General features: G+C 65.7%; 13 protein-coding genes. All 13 read left to right on the top strand.

The features are described from left to right. Positions 1-51 precede the first annotated feature (51 nt). The gene (locus RMQ73_RS02825; protein WP_310496471.1) at positions 52-918 is read left to right on the top strand and encodes a helix-turn-helix domain-containing protein; all 867 of its coding nucleotides are present in this window, start codon (positions 52-54) and stop codon (positions 916-918) included. 162 nt (positions 919-1080) lie between these two features. After that, complete coding sequence (locus RMQ73_RS02820) at positions 1081-1560, top strand: SUF system Fe-S cluster assembly regulator (protein ID WP_310496470.1); 480 nt, start codon at positions 1081-1083, stop codon at positions 1558-1560. Positions 1561-1565: 5 nt separating this feature from the next. Then, entirely contained in the window at positions 1566-3086 is a 1521-nt protein-coding gene (sufB, locus tag RMQ73_RS02815; RefSeq protein WP_310496469.1) for a Fe-S cluster assembly protein SufB, read from the top strand. Continuing rightward, positions 3086-3502, top strand: a complete 417-nt coding sequence (locus RMQ73_RS02810; protein WP_310496468.1) for a hypothetical protein — start codon at positions 3086-3088, stop codon at positions 3500-3502. Before sufB ends, RMQ73_RS02810 begins: the two co-directional genes overlap by 1 nt. Beyond that, positions 3502-4242, top strand: a complete 741-nt coding sequence (gene sufC / locus RMQ73_RS02805) for a Fe-S cluster assembly ATPase SufC (RefSeq protein WP_310496467.1) — start codon at positions 3502-3504, stop codon at positions 4240-4242. The genes RMQ73_RS02810 and sufC overlap by 1 nt, the downstream gene beginning before the upstream one ends. A gap of 2 nt (positions 4243-4244) precedes the next feature. Then, the gene (locus RMQ73_RS02800) at positions 4245-5063 is read left to right on the top strand and encodes a SufD family Fe-S cluster assembly protein (protein WP_310496466.1); all 819 of its coding nucleotides are present in this window, start codon (positions 4245-4247) and stop codon (positions 5061-5063) included. A gap of 26 nt (positions 5064-5089) precedes the next feature. Further along, a complete protein-coding gene (locus RMQ73_RS02795) occupies positions 5090-6301 on the top strand; it encodes a cysteine desulfurase (protein WP_310496472.1) in 1212 nt (403 codons plus the stop codon). Continuing rightward, on the top strand, positions 6298-6777 hold the full coding sequence (locus RMQ73_RS02790) for a DUF59 domain-containing protein (RefSeq protein ID WP_310496465.1): 480 nt from the start codon (positions 6298-6300) through the stop codon (positions 6775-6777). Before RMQ73_RS02795 ends, RMQ73_RS02790 begins: the two co-directional genes overlap by 4 nt. Beyond that, entirely contained in the window at positions 6777-7154 is a 378-nt protein-coding gene (locus RMQ73_RS02785; protein ID WP_310496464.1) for an iron-sulfur cluster assembly accessory protein, read from the top strand. The genes RMQ73_RS02790 and RMQ73_RS02785 overlap by 1 nt, the downstream gene beginning before the upstream one ends. 258 nt (positions 7155-7412) lie before the next feature. Continuing rightward, positions 7413-7922, top strand: coding sequence for an OmpA family protein (locus tag RMQ73_RS02780; protein ID WP_310496463.1), 510 nt, complete (start codon positions 7413-7415; stop codon positions 7920-7922). A gap of 49 nt (positions 7923-7971) precedes the next feature. Continuing rightward, on the top strand, positions 7972-8502 hold the full coding sequence (locus tag RMQ73_RS02775; protein ID WP_310496462.1) for an OmpA family protein: 531 nt from the start codon (positions 7972-7974) through the stop codon (positions 8500-8502). Positions 8503-8713: 211 nt separating this feature from the next. Then, the gene (locus tag RMQ73_RS02770; RefSeq protein ID WP_310496461.1) at positions 8714-10543 is read left to right on the top strand and encodes a ShlB/FhaC/HecB family hemolysin secretion/activation protein; all 1830 of its coding nucleotides are present in this window, start codon (positions 8714-8716) and stop codon (positions 10541-10543) included. Positions 10544-10557: 14 nt separating this feature from the next. Next, a partial coding sequence (locus RMQ73_RS02765; protein ID WP_310496460.1) for a filamentous hemagglutinin N-terminal domain-containing protein occupies positions 10558-16592 on the top strand: 6035 nt, incomplete at its 3' end.

The raw sequence follows: 16592 nt of genomic DNA, 5'->3' as shown, positions 1-16592 counted from the left end.
CCGGCATTATCCCGCTTGCAAACTTGAACGTGCAGTATCGAGTCTCGGTCAGTGTTGCAGGGGGTAGGCGTCATGATTTCCATCCGCTATTTTTCGCCTGCGCCGCCGCTGCGACCTTTTCTGTCGTCCTATTACTGGTTCGAATCCAATTTGCCGGCCTTCAGCGACCTGATGCGGGCCGAACTGCCCCAGATCCGCCTGCTGGTGCGCGGCACGGCGTGCAACACCTATGCCGATGGCCATAGCCGCCTCGCCAGCGGCGCGACCCTGCAGGGGCCGACATCCGGGCCGGTCAGCTTTGCCAGCAACGGCGCGTTGCACCTGTTCGGGGTCGGGTTGATGCCGCTGGGCTGGGCCCGGCTGCTGGGGCTGCCCGCCGATGCGCTGGCCGACGACCTGACTGATCTGGCTGCGCTGATCGGCGCCCCGGCGCGCGAGGCGCTGGAGGGCATGGCTATGGCGAGGACGGATGCGGCGCGGGTTGCGGTCGCGGATCGCCTGTTCCTGACGCTGCTGGCCAAGGCGCATGCCGCGCCGGCCTGGTTCACTCGGGTCATGGACGACTGGCTGGTCGGCTCGCCCGACCCCGATGTCGATACGCTGGTGGCCGCATCGGGCATGTCGGCCCGTTCGGTCGAACGGTTGGCACTGCGTCTGTATGGCGCCAGCCCCAAGCTGATGGCGCGCAAATACCGGGCGCTGGGCGCTGCCGTGCGGCTGGGCACCGGCGATGCCCATGACTGGGCCGATGCCGCCGGCACTGCCTTTTATGACCAGGCGCATTTCATCAAGGAATTCAAGCAATTCACCGGGATGACCCCGGCGCGTTTCCTGGCCGAGGCGGCGCCGGTGACGCGGCTGACCATCGCCCGGCGGCAGATGATGCCCGATCTGCCAAGGTTGGCGCTGTTCAGCTGAGGCAAAACAGCCACGAAGCAGCCCCGAAACAGCCGGGGGGCAAGCGGTTCAATATACGCAAAAAAACATGGCTTCCTGTGCTTTTGATTGACAATCCGCATTGCCCGGCGTCATAAGACGACAAATATCGTCCGCTTTACCTTTTCGGTCGGGGACTGCCGCGTGATTCGTTTGACCAATCTTGCTGATTATGCGGTCGTCGTGATGGCGGCCGCAGCGCGTGAGCCCGGCGCGAGGCTTTCGGCGACGCGCGTGGCGGAATTGACGACCATCCCGGCGCCGACCGTGGCCAAGCTGATGGGCACGTTGGCCCGCGCGGGTCTGTTGGTGGCGTCGCGCGGCGTGGCCGGCGGCTTCACCATGACGCGCGATCCGGCCACCATCAGCGTGGCCGCGATTGTCGAAGCCGTTGATGGCCCGATCGCGCTTACCAGCTGCGTTTCCGGCAATGTCCATGACTGTGCGATGGAGGGCCATTGCGCCGTGCGAGGCCATTGGGGCCCGATCAATGCGGCAGTGCGCGGCGCGCTTGCGGCAGTGACATTAGCTGATCTCTTGCAGCAGCCGGCACCAAAAGGTGCGGCATTTCCGGGTGCGGCAGTTGCGGGCGTGGCGCCTGCCGTGACCTTGGTGGATGGATAATCGCTATGAATTCCGTGACCGACCTGACCGCACCCGATGCCGGTGCGACCGATATCCCGCCCGTACAGGATGCCGCTGCGCGCGCCGCCGTCGATGACCTTGCCACCTACAAATGGGGCTTTGTCACCGATGTCGAATCAGAAATGGCGCCCAAGGGGCTGTCCGAGGACACGGTCCGTTATATCTCCGCCAAGAAGGGCGAGCCGGAATGGCTGCTGGACTGGCGGCTCAAGGCCTATGCCAAATGGCTGACGATGGAGAGCCCGGACTGGGCCAAGCTCGACATCACGCCGATCGATTATCAGGACGCCTATTATTATGCGGCGCCCAAGGCGCGGCCGACCATCGCCTCGCTGGACGATCTCGACCCCGAAATCCGCCGCACCTATGAAAAGCTCGGCATTCCCATCGGCGAGCAGAAAATGCTGGCCGGGGTCGAAGGCGCCCGCAAGGTCGCGGTCGATGCCGTGTTCGACAGCGTCAGCGTCGCGACCACCTTCCGCGCCGAGCTCGAAAGCGCCGGCGTCATCTTCCGGTCCATCTCCGAGGCCGTGAAGGAGTTCCCCGACCTGGTCAAAAAATGGCTCGGCAGCGTCGTGCCGGTGCAGGACAATTTCTTCGCCTGCCTCAACAGCGCGGTGTTTTCCGACGGCACATTTGTCTACATCCCCGAAGGCGTGCGCTGCCCGATGGAACTGTCCACCTATTTTCGCATCAATGCCGCCAACACGGGGCAGTTCGAACGCACGCTGATCATCGCCGACAAGGGCAGCTATGTGTCCTATCTCGAAGGCTGCACGGCGCCGATGCGCGATGAAAACCAGCTGCATGCCGCCGTGGTCGAACTGGTCATCCTCGATGATGCCGAGATCAAATATTCGACGGTGCAGAACTGGTATCCTGGCGATGCCAATGGCGTTGGCGGCATCTATAATTTCGTCACCAAGCGCGCAAACTGCCTCGGGCTTCGCAGCAAGGTCAGCTGGACCCAGGTCGAGACCGGCAGCGCCATCACCTGGAAGTATCCATCCTGCGTATTGTCGGGCGATCATTCGGTGGGCGAATTCTATTCGGTCGCCGTCACCAACAATCGCCAGCAGGCCGACACCGGCACCAAGATGATCCATCTCGGCAAGAACACGACCTCGACGATCATCTCCAAGGGCATTTCGGCCGGCCGCAGCCAGGGCACCTATCGCGGACTGGTTCGCGTTGCCGGTTCGGCCAACGGCGCGAGGAATTTCACCCAGTGCGACAGCCTGTTGCTCGGCGCGCAATGCGGCGCCCATACCGTGCCGTACATCGAGGTGCGCAACCCGACCGCGCAGATCGAGCATGAGGCGACGACCAGCCGCATTTCCGAAGACCAGATGTTCTATGCCCAGTCGCGCGGGCTGGATGCCGAAGCCGCTGTCGGCCTGATCGTCAACGGGTTCTGCCGCGATGTGCTCAAGCAATTGCCGATGGAGTTTGCCGTCGAGGCGCAAAAGCTGCTCGGCATCAGCCTTGAGGGCAGCGTCGGGTGATGACGCGCGCCGCCCCCGGGGTGGCTGCTGTGGTGGCCGCGGTGCTGCTCGCCGGATGCGACGCGCCAGCGCCGCGCCCCGACAGCAAGGGCCAGGCCATGCGCGCGCAGGTTGACCGGCTGACGCGCGCCTATGCCGATTGCGTCAGCGCACAGGCGCGCGGTGCGCAACTGAATGGCGATCCTGCCGGCTCCATCGCCATGGGCTTGATGAAGACCTGCCGGCCGCTGCGCGGACCATTGAAGGCCGGCGTCGCGGCCTTTCACAAATTCGGCCATCCCAAGGAAACCGACCAGGTCGCCGATCTCGTCGCCGAAGCCAGCGTCGGCGTGCTCGACGCCGATCTTCGCCAATCGGCGGTTGTCATCATCGTCAAACGCCAGAATGCATCCCCGCAAGAAAGCAAAGCCCCCTGATGCTCGAAATTTCCAATCTTCACGCCGAAGTCGAAGGCAAGCCCATCCTCAAGGGCCTGACGCTGACTGTCGGCGCCGGCGAAATCCATGCCATCATGGGACCCAACGGCGCCGGTAAATCGACCCTGTCCTATGTGCTGGCCGGGCGTGCCGGTTATGAAGTGACCGGCGGCAGCGTCACCTTCATGGGTGCCGACCTGCTGGCGATGGCGCCGCATGAACGCGCTGCAGCCGGCGTGTTTCTGGGCATGCAGTACCCGGTCGAAATTCCCGGCGTGTCGAACCTGCTGTTCCTGCGCACCGCGCTCAATGCCCAGCGCACGGCGCGCGGCGAGCCCGAAGCCAGCGGCGCCGAGTTCATGAAGCTCGCCAAGGCCGCCGCCGAGCAACTTGGCCTGCCCTATGAGATGATGAAGCGCAGCGTGAACCAGGGCTTTTCGGGCGGCGAGAAAAAGCGCAACGAAATGGTGCAGATGCGGGTGCTGTCGCCGCGTCTCGCCGTGCTCGATGAAACCGATTCCGGCCTTGATATCGATGCGCTGCGAGTGGTGTCGGACGGCATCAACGCGATGCGGGCGCCGGACCGGGCAACGCTGCTCATCACCCATTATCAGCGGCTGCTCGATTATGTCGTGCCCGATCATATCCATGTGCTCATGGATGGCCGCATCGTCCATTCGGGCGGCGCGGATCTTGCCCATAAGCTGGAGGCGGAAGGCTATTCCGCCATCGCGGCGTGACCGTGCAGGCCCTTCCCACCCGCCGCCTAGAAAGCTGGCGCTATGGCAATCTTGCCGCGCTCGCCACCGTCTGGGAGCAGGGTGAAGGACACAGCCGCACCATCACCGTCGCGCCGGGCGATACCGGCCGGCTGGACGATGCGCTGATCGGCAGCAAGTGGCATCATGACCGGGTGACGGCGACCGTGCAGCAGGATGGCCGCCTGACAGGTGTCATCGATGCCGGCGGCGATGATGTGACAACGCAGCATTATGAGATCATCCTCGAAAAGGGCGCATCGGCCGATCTGGTCGTGCTGGTGCATGGCGGCCGCTATGGCCGCATCGCGATTGACGTGACGTTGCACGAACGTGCCGATTTCAAGCTGGGCGGCATCTTGCTGGCCGGCGGCGCGCAGACCGCCGAAATCGTCACCACGGTGCGCCATGCCGGCCCCGGCGGCACCAGCCGCCAGATCGTGCGCGCCGTTGCAGCCGGCGGCGGCACTGCCAGCTATCTGGGCCAGGTCGCGGTGGCACGTGCGGGCCAGAAGACCGACGCCGGGCAAAGCTTCAGGGCGCTGCTGCTCGATCGGGGTGCCACGGCCAATGCCAAGCCCGAGCTGGAAATCTTTGCCGATGACGTGAAATGCGCGCACGGCGCCGCCATCGGCGAGATCGATGCCAATGCGCTGTTCTATCTCCAAAGCCGCGGCGTGCCGCTGCCGGCGGCGCGGGCGCTGCTGACCCGGGCGTTCCTGTCGGATGCGCTGGAAAGCCTGGACGACGCGGCGCGCGACACCATCGAAGCGCGTGTCTCTGCGCTGATGGCTGCGCTGTGAGCGCGTCGCTGAGCCTTGATATTGCTGTGCCGCCTGCCGGCATTCGCCCGAATATCCGGGGGGAATTCCCCGGCCTGGCCGGCAATTGGGCTTATCTCGATACGGCGGCAACAGCGCAGAAACCGCAAGCCGTGATCGATGCCATCGCGCGCTGCTACGGCGTGGACTATGCCACTGTGCACCGGGGCGTCTATGAGCGCTCGGCGACCATGACGCTGCGCTTCGAAGAGGCGCGCGCCAAGGTTGCGCGGTTCATCGGGGCCGCCAGCCCCGACGAAATCGTGTTCGTGCGCGGCGCTACCGAAGGCATCAACCTGGTGGCGCAAAGCTGGGGGCAGCGGTTGCAGCCCGGCGACCGCATCCTGATTTCGGCGCTTGAGCATCACAGCAACATCGTGCCCTGGCAGATGCTGCGTGACCGCACGGGCGCGCATCTCGATGTGGCGCCGCTGACGGACGATGGCCGCATCGACGAAGATGCACTGATCGCCATGATCGGGCCTCGCACGCGCATGGTGGCCATCGCGCATGTCTCCAACGTGCTTGGCGGTGTCGCCGATGTGCGGCGCATTGCCGATGCTGCCCATGCCATGGGCGCGCTGGTCATGGTCGACGGCTGTCAGGCGGGCCCGCGCATCGTGCTCGACATGGCGGCGCTGGGCGCTGACTTCTATGTCCTGTCCGGGCACAAGCTTTATGGCCCGACCGGTATCGGCGTGCTGTGGGGCCGGGCCGAACTGCTGGAATCCATGCCGCCGTGGCAGGGCGGCGGCGCCATGATCGAAACCGTGAGTTTTGAACGGACCACCTATGCACCGCCGCCGGGCCGGTTCGAGGCGGGCACGCCGCATATCGAAGGCGTGATCGGGCTTGGCGCGGCCATCGATTACATCGAGGCCATTGGTGTTGCGGCCATCCACGCCCATGAAACGGCGCTGCTGCACGAAGCGCGTCGCCAGATCGGCCAATTGAACAGCGTGCGCATGCTGGGGCCGGAATCGTCGGCGGGCATATTGTCCTTCGTGATGGAGGGGGTGCATCCGCACGACATCGGCACCATATTGGACGAGGCAGGTGTCGCGGTGCGCGCCGGCCATCATTGTGCGCAGCCGTTGATGCAGGTGCTGGGCGTGCCGGCGACGGCGCGAGCGAGTTTTGGTGTGTACAACGACATGGACGACGTCAGCCGGCTGGTGCGCGGGCTGGAGCGGGTGACCCGGATTTTCGGAGTGAAATGATGAGCGAGCGCGAATTCGAGATCGAGGAAGTCAGCGAAGCACGGCCCGTCGCCAAGGCGCCGCCGCTGCGCGCCATGGCAGATGCCGGAATGGAGACCGTGCCCGTCCAGCGGGAGCCCGATTATCTCGAAGGCTTTCTGGCCCAAAAGCCCGAGCCTGCCGGCGACGGAGATGACAACGCCCTTACCGACGAAGTCATCGCCGCGATCCGCCAGATTTTCGATCCGGAAATTCCGGTCAACATCTATGACATGGGGCTGATCTACGGCGTCGATATCGACAATGGCCATGCCGTCATCACCATGACGCTGACGACTCCGCACTGCCCGGTGGCCGAAACCATGCCCGGCGAAGTGGAAATGCGCGTTATGTCGGTGCCCGGCATCGCGTCGGCCGAAGTCAATCTGGTCTGGTCGCCAGCCTGGGATCCGGGCAAGATGAGCGACGAGGCCAAGCTGGAAATGGGGATGCTGTGATGGATGCACCCACGATCGTTCCTGGCACCACGCTGCGCCGCCCGCGCCCGGCACCGATCACCGTTACCGAGCGGGCGGCAAACCGCATCGCCGACATCATCGCACGCGCGCCGGCAGACACGGCGGGCGTCCGCTTGACCACGCCCAAGCGGGGTTGTTCCGGCCTGAGCTACAGCCTTGATTATGTGCCGGCCGCGCGCCCCGGTGACGAAGCCGTGCCGACACCGGGCGGCACGCTGTTCATCGATGGCGGCAGCCTGATGTATCTTATCGGCAGCATCATGGACTGGAATGAAGACGATTTTGCTGCCGGCTTCGTGTTTCAGAACCCCAACGCCAAGGGCAGCTGCGGTTGCGGCGAGAGTTTCAAGGTTTAACAGAAGGTTAAATAATTTTTGACTGTGCTTGCCGGCGCAAGGGCGGTTTCTTGCGATTGCGCCCGGTCCGGCAGCCATCGCCCAAATGGCCAGAACACAGCATTTTCCCCGCATTTTCATTGACAAACTTTGCACATTGTCCAGAGTTGTGGCTTGAAATTCAGGGAGTCGATCATGGACCGGCGGAGTTTGAGGGCATTTGTGCCCGTCGCAGTCTATGCTGTCGCGCTTTTGTCGGCTTCAGCATCCGCGCAATCAGTGGAAGACCTGGCAAAGCAATTGGCCGCACCGGCGCCCGTGGCTGCCGGACCGACAGCGGCTGACGCGGACTGCCCGGCCAAGCTGCCCGACGGCACCTGTGCCGACATGCCGGATACGCGCCAGATGGTGCTCAAGCGTGGCGGCGTGGCGGCGGCTGCGGCCGCACTGGCGGCGCCGATCCGTTCCGACATCAAGATGAGCTTTCTGGTTGGCTCTGCGCAGCTTACTGCCGATGCCCGCGCGACACTCGACCGCTTTGCACGCGCACTGGCCTCGGTGGGCAGCTATCGGCCGTTCGTCGTGGAAGGCCATACCGACAGCAGCGGGACCCGCGCATCCAACGTGGCATTGAGCCAGGCCCGCGCGCAGTCGGTTGTCAGCTATCTGTCGGCCAAGGGTGTCGATCGCATGAAATTGTCAGCGCGTGGCTATGGCTTTGATCGGCCATTGCAGGGGCGTGGGCCAAGCGACCCGGCCAACCGGCGCGTCGAGGTGACGGCGCGTTGAGTTGAGACGGCTCATGCCGGCCGCAGTGATGCTCTCAGGAGAATATCGAATGACTGCAGGTAATCTGGTTTTGAAATGGGCGGCTGCCGGTCTGCTGGCAATCGTTGTCGCCGTGCCTGCCTCGGCACAATCCGTCGAATCCCTGGCTGATGCCCTTTCAGATTGCCCGACTGCCGGCGTCACCCAGGTCAACCCGGACGGCACCAGGCCTGATGTTCCCTGCACCCGGCAATGGGTCAAGGGCAAGGTCGTGCGCCAGGACATCAACATGTCTTTCGAAAAGGGATCGGCCCGTTTGACGGCGTCGGCCATGGGGACGCTCGATCGTTTTGCTGCTGCCTTGCGCAGTATCGGCAGCTTCCGTTCATTCTCCGTCGAGGGCCACACCGACAGCAGCGGCAGCCGCGCGCTGAATGCGGCGCTCAGCCAGTCACGCGCGACGGCGGTCGTTGGCTATCTCGCCGGCAAGGGCGTTGACCGTTCGCGCATGTCGGCGCGTGGTTTCGGCTTTGACCGGCCGCTTTCCGGTCGCAATGCGGCTGACCCGGCAAATCGCCGTGTGGAAGTCGTCGCACGATAAATTGTCATACTCGCCCGGCATGACGGGCGGACACAAATGGGCGAGCAGTCGGAACTGACGCAGTCCAAACGAAAAAACGGCTCGGGCGTGCCGGAAAAATTGTCAGACATGCGAATGCCATGGCCGGGGCTGGCAATGGTTCTTCGACTTGGGGGAATTGCGTATGGGGCTGCGTCTTCGCCATTGCGCCGTGCATCACGGGGCATCTGCAATGCCTGAGAATGCAATAGCTGGCATGGCCGGCCGGCCGGGCAGTGTCCGCGCTGGCGCTTTGATTGCATGTGGCCTGTCGCTTGCCGCGCTGATGTCGGGCTCGGCCCTGGCCCAGGCGCAAAACCCCGGTGCCGCAGCACGGCCTCCGACGGCGCAGGAGCTTGACCGCACACCGCCCGCCAACCAGTCGCAATCGCCGCAGGTCAGTGTCAACAGCCGGGGCATCGGCGCGGGCCCTTGCCCGGACGCCATTGCGAATTCGCCGCTGACGGCGCCGCTGACTTCGGTCAATTTCGCCGGGCCAGCCGGGGCAGCGCTTCCGCCAGAAATCGCGGCCTTGCTGGCCGGTGTGGGCGCCGGTCTGGACGGCAGCGCACGGCCGCTGGCCGAAATCTGCCGGCTGCGCGACGCCGCCAGCGCGGCGCTGACCGGTGCGCGCTACGTCGCGGCTGTGCAGGTGCCCGAGCAGACCCTTGCCGATGGCGTGCTGAATCTGACCGTCGTGACGGCCCAGATCACCGAACTGCGCGTGCGCGGCAACCCTGGCCGCTCGCAAGTACGGCTTGAGGAGCTGCTGGGCCGGCTCAAGGAACTGAACCCGCTCAACGAACAGGATGCAGAACGCATCCTGTTGCTCGCCAGCGACATTCCCGGCACCTCGGTGACGCTGGAACTGCGGCCTTCGGCCAGCGGCAAGCCGGGCGAGGTCATCGGCGAAATCGTCATCGACCGGCGCGGCGGCAGCCTGATCCTGAACGTCCAGAATTACGGGTCCGAACAGATCGGCCGCTGGAGCGGCGTCGTGCGCGGTGAAATGTACGGCCTGACAGGCCTTGCCGACCGCACGTTCCTGAGCGTCTTTGCCACGACCGAGTTCAAGGAGCTGGTCGTGCTGCAGGGCGGCCATGATTTCGGCATCGGCAACAACGGCCTGCGGATCGGCGCCAATGTCACCTATGCCTGGACCAAGCCGACACTGCCCGACGCCAACCTTGGCCTTGATCTGCAATCCCGCTCGATCTTGGCATCGATCACCGCCAGCTATCCGCTCGTTCGCACATCGTCGCAAAATCTGCGGGCCACCGGCGGTTTCGACATGGTCGAGCAGCGCACCCGCGCTGTCGGCCAGCTCATCAACCTCGACAAGATCCGCACGGTTTATGCGCGGCTCGATGGCGATGCCCAGCCGCGCCGGCTGACAATCCTGGCGCCGGCCTGGCGCATCGGCGGCTTTATCGAGGCGCGCAAGGGTCTTGGCATATTGGGCGCGACACGCACCGGGCAGGTCAGTGGCACGGCGATCCCGACGCGGTTCGAAGGCAATGCGCAGGCCTTCATTGCCCGTGCCGGCTTCAATGGCGAGGCGCGGCTGCGTTTTGGCCCAAGCTCGCCTTATGCTGCGACGGTGTCGGCCGACATTCGCGGGCAATGGACCAATGATCCGTTGATGGCGTTTGACGAATTTGCCGTCGGCAACCTGACGCTGGGCCGCGGTTACGACCCCGGCGCCACGGCGGGCGACCGGGTCATCGGCGGCGCGTTCGAATTCCGGCTCGGCAAGCCGGTGCCGATCACGCGCAATGACTGGGCGCTGGAGGCGGTGGCGTTCTACGACCGCATCCATATCGAAAACCTTGATACCAACAATTTCGAAAGCAACCGCAACCTCGCCAGCGTCGGCGGCGGTGTGCGGGCGACCTGGGGCAGCCGGTTCCGGCTCGATGTGATGTACGCCAAGCCGCTCGACAAGGCGCTGGCGATCGACACCGTCAAGCCGCCTGGCCGCGTGCTGATTTCATTCACCGTTCGTGCGCTCCCGTGGCGCTGACAGGGAAGACCGGTATGATGACAACCCTGAACCAGAAGAATTCGCGCCGGCATCTGTTGTCGGGCGCGGCGGCCAGCGCCCTGCTTGCCATGACGGCCATGCCTGCCGCAGCGCAGAATCTTCCGAATGATGGTACGGTCGTATTCGGGACTGTAACTACGACGACCGGCTTGGGTGGCCGCAACAACAATACACTGGGCGGTGCTGCCGGCTCAGGCCCGGGCGGCAGCAACCCCGATATCGATCCCGGCAACAACGAAGCAAGCTTCACGCTTCAGGTCGGCACGCCCTCGGCGGTCATCAACTGGGACAGTTTCAACATCGCCAGCGGCCGGACCGTCATCTTCCAGAACCGCCCGGTGGCGACGAACCCGGATCGTAGTGACGCCAACACCGTGGGCACCGCGCCGTTCACCATCCTGAACCGCGTGACGGGGGCCAATAACCCTTCGACTATCGCCGGCAATCTGCGCGGCGATGCAGGCGCCGCTGCGGGCAATCGCGGCACTATCTGGGTGGTCAACGAGGCTGGCATCAGCTTTTCCGGCAGTGCCAGGGTCACAAACATGTCTGGCTTTGTTGCCAGCACGCTAGGCGTTTCCAATACCGAATTCGCCAAGTTCGGCGGTGCCGACGCCGTTGGCTTTGTCGGCAGCCGCGACGGCGACAACAATCCGACTGCCGACCGGGCGATCACGCTGGGCGCTGCAAGCGGCGCTGGCAATGCCGGGGCGACGTTCACGGTCGATGGCGTTCTGCTCATGGTGGCACCGAGCATCGATGTGCAAAATGGCGCGTTGGCGATCAACAGCGCGAGCATCACGGCGGGCGGCGATGTCGGGTTTGTCGTGGCGCAAGACGCCAGTGTGCGCCTCAACGCCACGAGTCTGATCAGCGTCGGCATCACCGCCGGCACCGCGCTGGCGGACGGCAGCCTGATCCTGAACGGCAACGTTCAAGGCAACCGCGTCTATGCCACCGTTGCCAGCGCCGAGCAGATCGCCGCCAGCCTTTTGAATGTCGGCGGCGCGATCACTGCCACCCATGCGACGCTGACCAACAGCGGCATCGTGCTGTCGGCCGGGCGCGCCGTGAATGACGGCAGCGTCGCGGTCACTATGCCGGCGTCCCAGGAGACGCGCGACATCAGGCTTGCCGACGGGGCCAGCCTGACGGCGGCGGGCAGCAACATCGTCGTAACAGCCAACGGCGCGCTCAATGCGGCCAGCACGGCAACCATGACCACTGGCGGCGCGCTGACCCTTGCCGGCGCCAGCGTGGCGCTTGGCAATGCGCTCTATTCCGCTGCCGGCGAAATCACGGTCACGGCCACTGACGGCGCCATCACAACGGCAGGCGGCACGCTGCGGTCCAACAGCGGCAATGTCACCGACGGCACGGCACGCGGCATCGCCTTGTCGGCGACCACCAATGTCGGCACGCTGGCCAACCGCATTGCACTGGCCACCGGCAATGCCACGGCCAATTTCCGCGCCGTTTCGGTCACTGCTGGCGCGACCCGCACGGTCAGTCTCGGCAACATCAGCGCCAGCACCCTTGCAATCCTGCCGGCAGGTGTCGGCAATATCGCGCTCGGCAATGTGTCGCTGACCGGCGGCCTGACGCTGGACGGTGGGGGTTCTATCACCATTGGCGACCTGACCACTGCCGGCGATATCGACCTTGATGCGGTGGGCGCACTGGCTGTCGGCAGCATCGCCACCGGCGCGGCTGACACCGTCGCGCTCGAAGGCGCAAGCGTCACGGTTGTCGATGCCGATGCCCTGCGGGTGACGACCGCCAACGCCACGGCGGGCAATGTGTCGCTGACGGCCACGGGCGCGCTGACCGCCACCGGCGCGATGACGGCAACCGGCGGCAACCTCGCGCTGGAGGGCCTGAGTGTTGCGCTTGGCGGCGCCGCCGCCGTCGTGCATCAGGCGACAGGCAGCACGTCGGTAGGCGCCACAGGCGGCGACATCACCGTGGGCGCGGGCGGCGTCACCTTGCGCTCCAACAGCGGTAACGAGGACGATGGCGTGCGCTCGCTCGGCCTGACGGCCACCGGCGATATCGGTGCCGGCGGCGCGCTGACACTGACGGCAGGCGACAGCCAGTCCAGCGGCAAGGCGATCACCATCGCGGCCGGCAACGGCGGTACAGTCACGCTGGGCAATGTCACGGGCGGCAGCATTTCGGCTGACCTGGCCGGCGCGCCGCGCATGGCATCGATTTCCATCGGCGACGTGCGCGCGCTGTCGGGCGATATCACGCTTGATGCGACCGTCCTCGCCAGCCTGGGCAGCCTTGCGGCCCGCGATGCGATCAGCCTGACCACGCCAGGCGCCGTCGTGCTGACCACGCTGCGTGCCGGCGGCGATGTCACGATCAACAATGGCGCCGCTGGCGTCGCCAGCCTTTCGGCTGATTCCATCGAGGCCAATGGCGATATCGCCATCAATGTCATCGGCACGCTGACCATGAATGGCGGCGGGCCGCTGGCGACGCGTGCCGGCACCATCAATGCTGCCCTCTCTGGTTTTGCTGCCAGCGGTGCAAACCTCGGCAATGTCACCGCGCGCGCCGGCGACCTGGTATTCGGCAACGCCAGCGCGACGCGCGATCTTTCGCTGACACGCACCGCCGCCAGCCTGTTCAACCTGGCCGGCAAGACGTTGACCGCCGGTGGTGACCTGTCGCTGACGGGCGGCGCTGCCGGTGTGCAACTGGGCAATGGCGGCACCTATTCCGCTGGTGACGACCTGACCATCAATGGCCCGCTGACAGGTGTCGGCGCGCTCACGATGACGGCGACGGACGGTGTTGCCACTTTCACCGATGGCGCCACCATCGAAGGGTCGCTGGTTCTCACCGCAGATTCGGCCAATCTCGGCACGGTTGCCGGCGCCGCCGGTTCGACCACCATCAACCTGACCACGACGGGCGGCAATCTGGCGGTCGGCAATGTCGCGGCCCGGGGCGCGCTGACGATGAGCGCGACCGGCGGCAATGTCGTGACGACAGGCGATGCGGCGCTGACATCTGCCACCAGCACGGTGCAGGTCACCGGCATTATCAGCCAGAACGACACGCTGACGGTCACCGGCACCGGCGTCACCATCGGCAATGTCATTCTGGCCGGTGGCGGCGCTGGCCTTGGCTCGGGTGATGTCACGCTCACGGCGACGACCGGCAATCTGGTCGCGGGCAATGTGCGGGCGCGCAACAGCGTGCTGGCCCGCGCCGAATCGGCAGGCGGCGATGCCACGCTGGGCGGTGCAACCGCTGGCCAGGCTGTCACAGTGCTTGCCGATGATACCGCGACCGTTCGCGGCGCCGTCAGCACCGGGAACAATCAGGACTACACCGTGCGTGCCGCCAGCATTGCGCTGGGCACCACCGGCGAGAGCTTTGCCCAGAATGCCGCCGGCGGCGCGTTGCTGCGCGCCAGCACCGGCAGCATTGCGGCATCCGGCACGCTTTCGGTCGGCGCCGCAACACGGATCGTGCTCGATGCCGCCACCACCATCACGGGCGGGCCCAGCTTGCTCGGCGGAGCGGCAGCCGATGTGCTGGTGCATGTCGGCAACCAGGCGCTGGCACTGGCGCTGGGCAATGTCACCGGCACCAGTTTTTCACGCGCCGCAGCACCTGCGGCGGCAGTGCCGGTTCTGGCGGATTATACGGCCATCACCGCCGGCGTGTTCGACAGCACGGGGTCGATCACGCTGGGCCAGATCACCATCACGGACGCGATCTCCATCTTCAGCACGGCCGGCAATGTCACGGTCGGCGGCGCCCGTAGCACGGCGGGCGGCGTCGACATCAGCGCCAATACCGGAACGTTGACCGTCGGGTTCGATGCGGACGACACCGGGTTGGTGCAATCGGCGGCCGGCTTTGGTGTGACGCTGAATGCCGGTGGCGGTGATGCGCTGGTGCGCGCCAACATCAACGGCCAGGCTGGCCTGCAGATCACTGCCAGCCGCGATGTGGCGCTGGGCCGGACGGGCTCGACGGTCCTGCAGCAGGCGCAAGGCAATATCCGCATCGCCGCGAACCGCGGCCTGTCCGGTGTGGGCGCGCTGACACTGTCGGGCAATCAGGCCGGCGCACCGGGCGGCGGTGTGCTGCTGATCGCAGGCGCCACGGCGCCGGCAGCCGGGCGCAGCATCGATTTTGCATCCGGCACGACCATCACCTCGGGCATCAGTTCGGGCAGCGATGTGTTCATCAGCCAGGGCGCGAACGCCAATGGTCTGCGGCTCGGCGATGTCGATGCGCGGGCGCTGGTTGCCGGCGGTGCGGCCGAATTCACCACCACCGCCAACGGCGCGATCAGCGTTGCCGGTGCGGCCGATCTCGGCGCCATCACGACTGCCGAAGGGCTGGCGATCACAAGCTCTGGCCTGTTGACAGTCACCTCGGTCAATGTTGCCGGGCGGGGCGGCCTGCGGCCAGATGGTCTGGCGACATTGCGCGATGACATCGTGCTGACCGGCAATGCCGGGGCCAGCATCGGCAGTGTCCGCAACGCCAGCGTGACCGATGATGGCGGCGATATCAGCATCACCGGCACCGGCGGCGCGCTTACGCTGACCTCGGCCACTGCAAGGCGCGATATAACGCTGCTCAGCAATGTCGCCATCGCGGGATCGCCAGCATTGCTGGCCGGAGGCGTGCTGTCACTCACCACGCCGACCCTGACGGCTGGCGCCGTGCGCGCCGGCAGCGGCGTCGAGATCCGGGCAACGGCAGGCAATGCCGATATCGGCGTCGTTACCGTTGCGGGCCGGCGCCTCAATGCCGGCATGACCAATTTCGATCCTGGTGCACCGGTTGTCGCAACCGGCGTGTCGATCAACGCTGTCGGCAATGCCGAGGTTGACGGCATCATCACCACAGCTGGCGGCGATGCCCGCGTGCGCGCCACCGGCCTTGTCGATACCGGCGCCATCAGCGCCGCCGGCAGCATCGTGCTGACCGGTGCCAGCATCATCAGCAGCGGCACCAATGTCGCGGGCAATGATATCATCATGGCGGCGGTCGGCACGATCAGTGCCAGCGGCAGCCTGACCACCAATGGCACAGGCGGCGATGCGGCGGCGCTGGATGCGCTGGGCAATCCCGTGGCTGACCCGACCGGCGGCCCGAACATCACCGGCATCGGCGGTTCGAACATCATCCTGCGCTCCGCAGCGGCAATCACGGCCAGCGGCGATGTCTCGGCCCAGTCACTCTATGACGTGAAGGGCCAGTCGGTCCGCCTCGGCCAGATCGGCACGGCCCTGGCGCAGCAGGCGCGCGGCGGCGTGTCGATCATCGCCACCGGCGGCAACATCGGGCTGATCGGCAATGGCGGGCAGCTTCGCTCGAACACCGGCGGGGCCGGCGGCGACCTGATATTGACGGCGAGCGGCGGCATCGACAATGGCGCTGGTGGCCGCGCGCTCCCGGCGCTTGATGCGGCGGGTGCGGCCAATGTCGCGGTCGGCGCCAATGGCGCAGCCGGCATGCAGTTGACCAATGTCACGGCCGGTATCGACATTCGCCTTGCAGGCACGGTGATCAATGTCACCAACGCCAACGCCGGGCGCGACCTGTTCGGCGATGCCAGCGGGCTGCTGACGCTTGGCAGCGGCGGCGCGGCGCGCGATGTCAATCTCGTTGCCGCCAGCCAGTCGCTCGGCACGTTGTTGGCGGGTGACGATCTGGTCGCCATTGCCACCAATGGCGACCTGTCGGCGGTCTCGTTGACCGGCAATGCAACAGGCAGCGATGCAACTGACCCGGTGCGCGGCAACGGCGCCGGTGTGCCCGATCCGATCCTGGGCGGCACTTTGGGCGCCCTGCCGGGCAGCAGCGTCGTCGCGCTGGCCAGCGGCACGCTGAATGTCGGCACGGCCAATGCACCTGCACTGATCCGGTTGGGTTCGTTCGGCGGCGTCATCGACGTGAACGATCTTGACGGCGCCAACATCGATCTGGCCGGTGCCAGCATCAGGGCGCGCAACGTCACGGCAAGAGGCCGAATCTCGATGGTCGCGGC

Source organism: Sandarakinorhabdus sp., from assembly GCF_031430775.1.
Classification (GTDB): Bacteria; Pseudomonadota; Alphaproteobacteria; order Sphingomonadales; family Sphingomonadaceae; genus Sandarakinorhabdus.
Note: the sequence above shows the minus strand (reverse complement) of the source record. Positions and strands in the feature narration are given on the sequence as shown.

Coding starts and splice junctions, on each gene's coding strand:
- RMQ73_RS02790 (WP_310496465.1), top strand. CDS start 6,298: ATGATGAGCGAGCGCGAATTCGAGATCGAGGAAGTCAGCGAAGCACGG.
- sufC (WP_310496467.1), top strand. CDS start 3,502: ATGCTCGAAATTTCCAATCTTCACGCCGAAGTCGAAGGCAAGCCCATC.
- RMQ73_RS02770 (WP_310496461.1), top strand. CDS start 8,714: ATGCCTGAGAATGCAATAGCTGGCATGGCCGGCCGGCCGGGCAGTGTC.
- RMQ73_RS02810 (WP_310496468.1), top strand. CDS start 3,086: ATGACGCGCGCCGCCCCCGGGGTGGCTGCTGTGGTGGCCGCGGTGCTG.
- sufB (WP_310496469.1), top strand. CDS start 1,566: ATGAATTCCGTGACCGACCTGACCGCACCCGATGCCGGTGCGACCGAT.
- RMQ73_RS02775 (WP_310496462.1), top strand. CDS start 7,972: ATGACTGCAGGTAATCTGGTTTTGAAATGGGCGGCTGCCGGTCTGCTG.
- RMQ73_RS02785 (WP_310496464.1), top strand. CDS start 6,777: ATGGATGCACCCACGATCGTTCCTGGCACCACGCTGCGCCGCCCGCGC.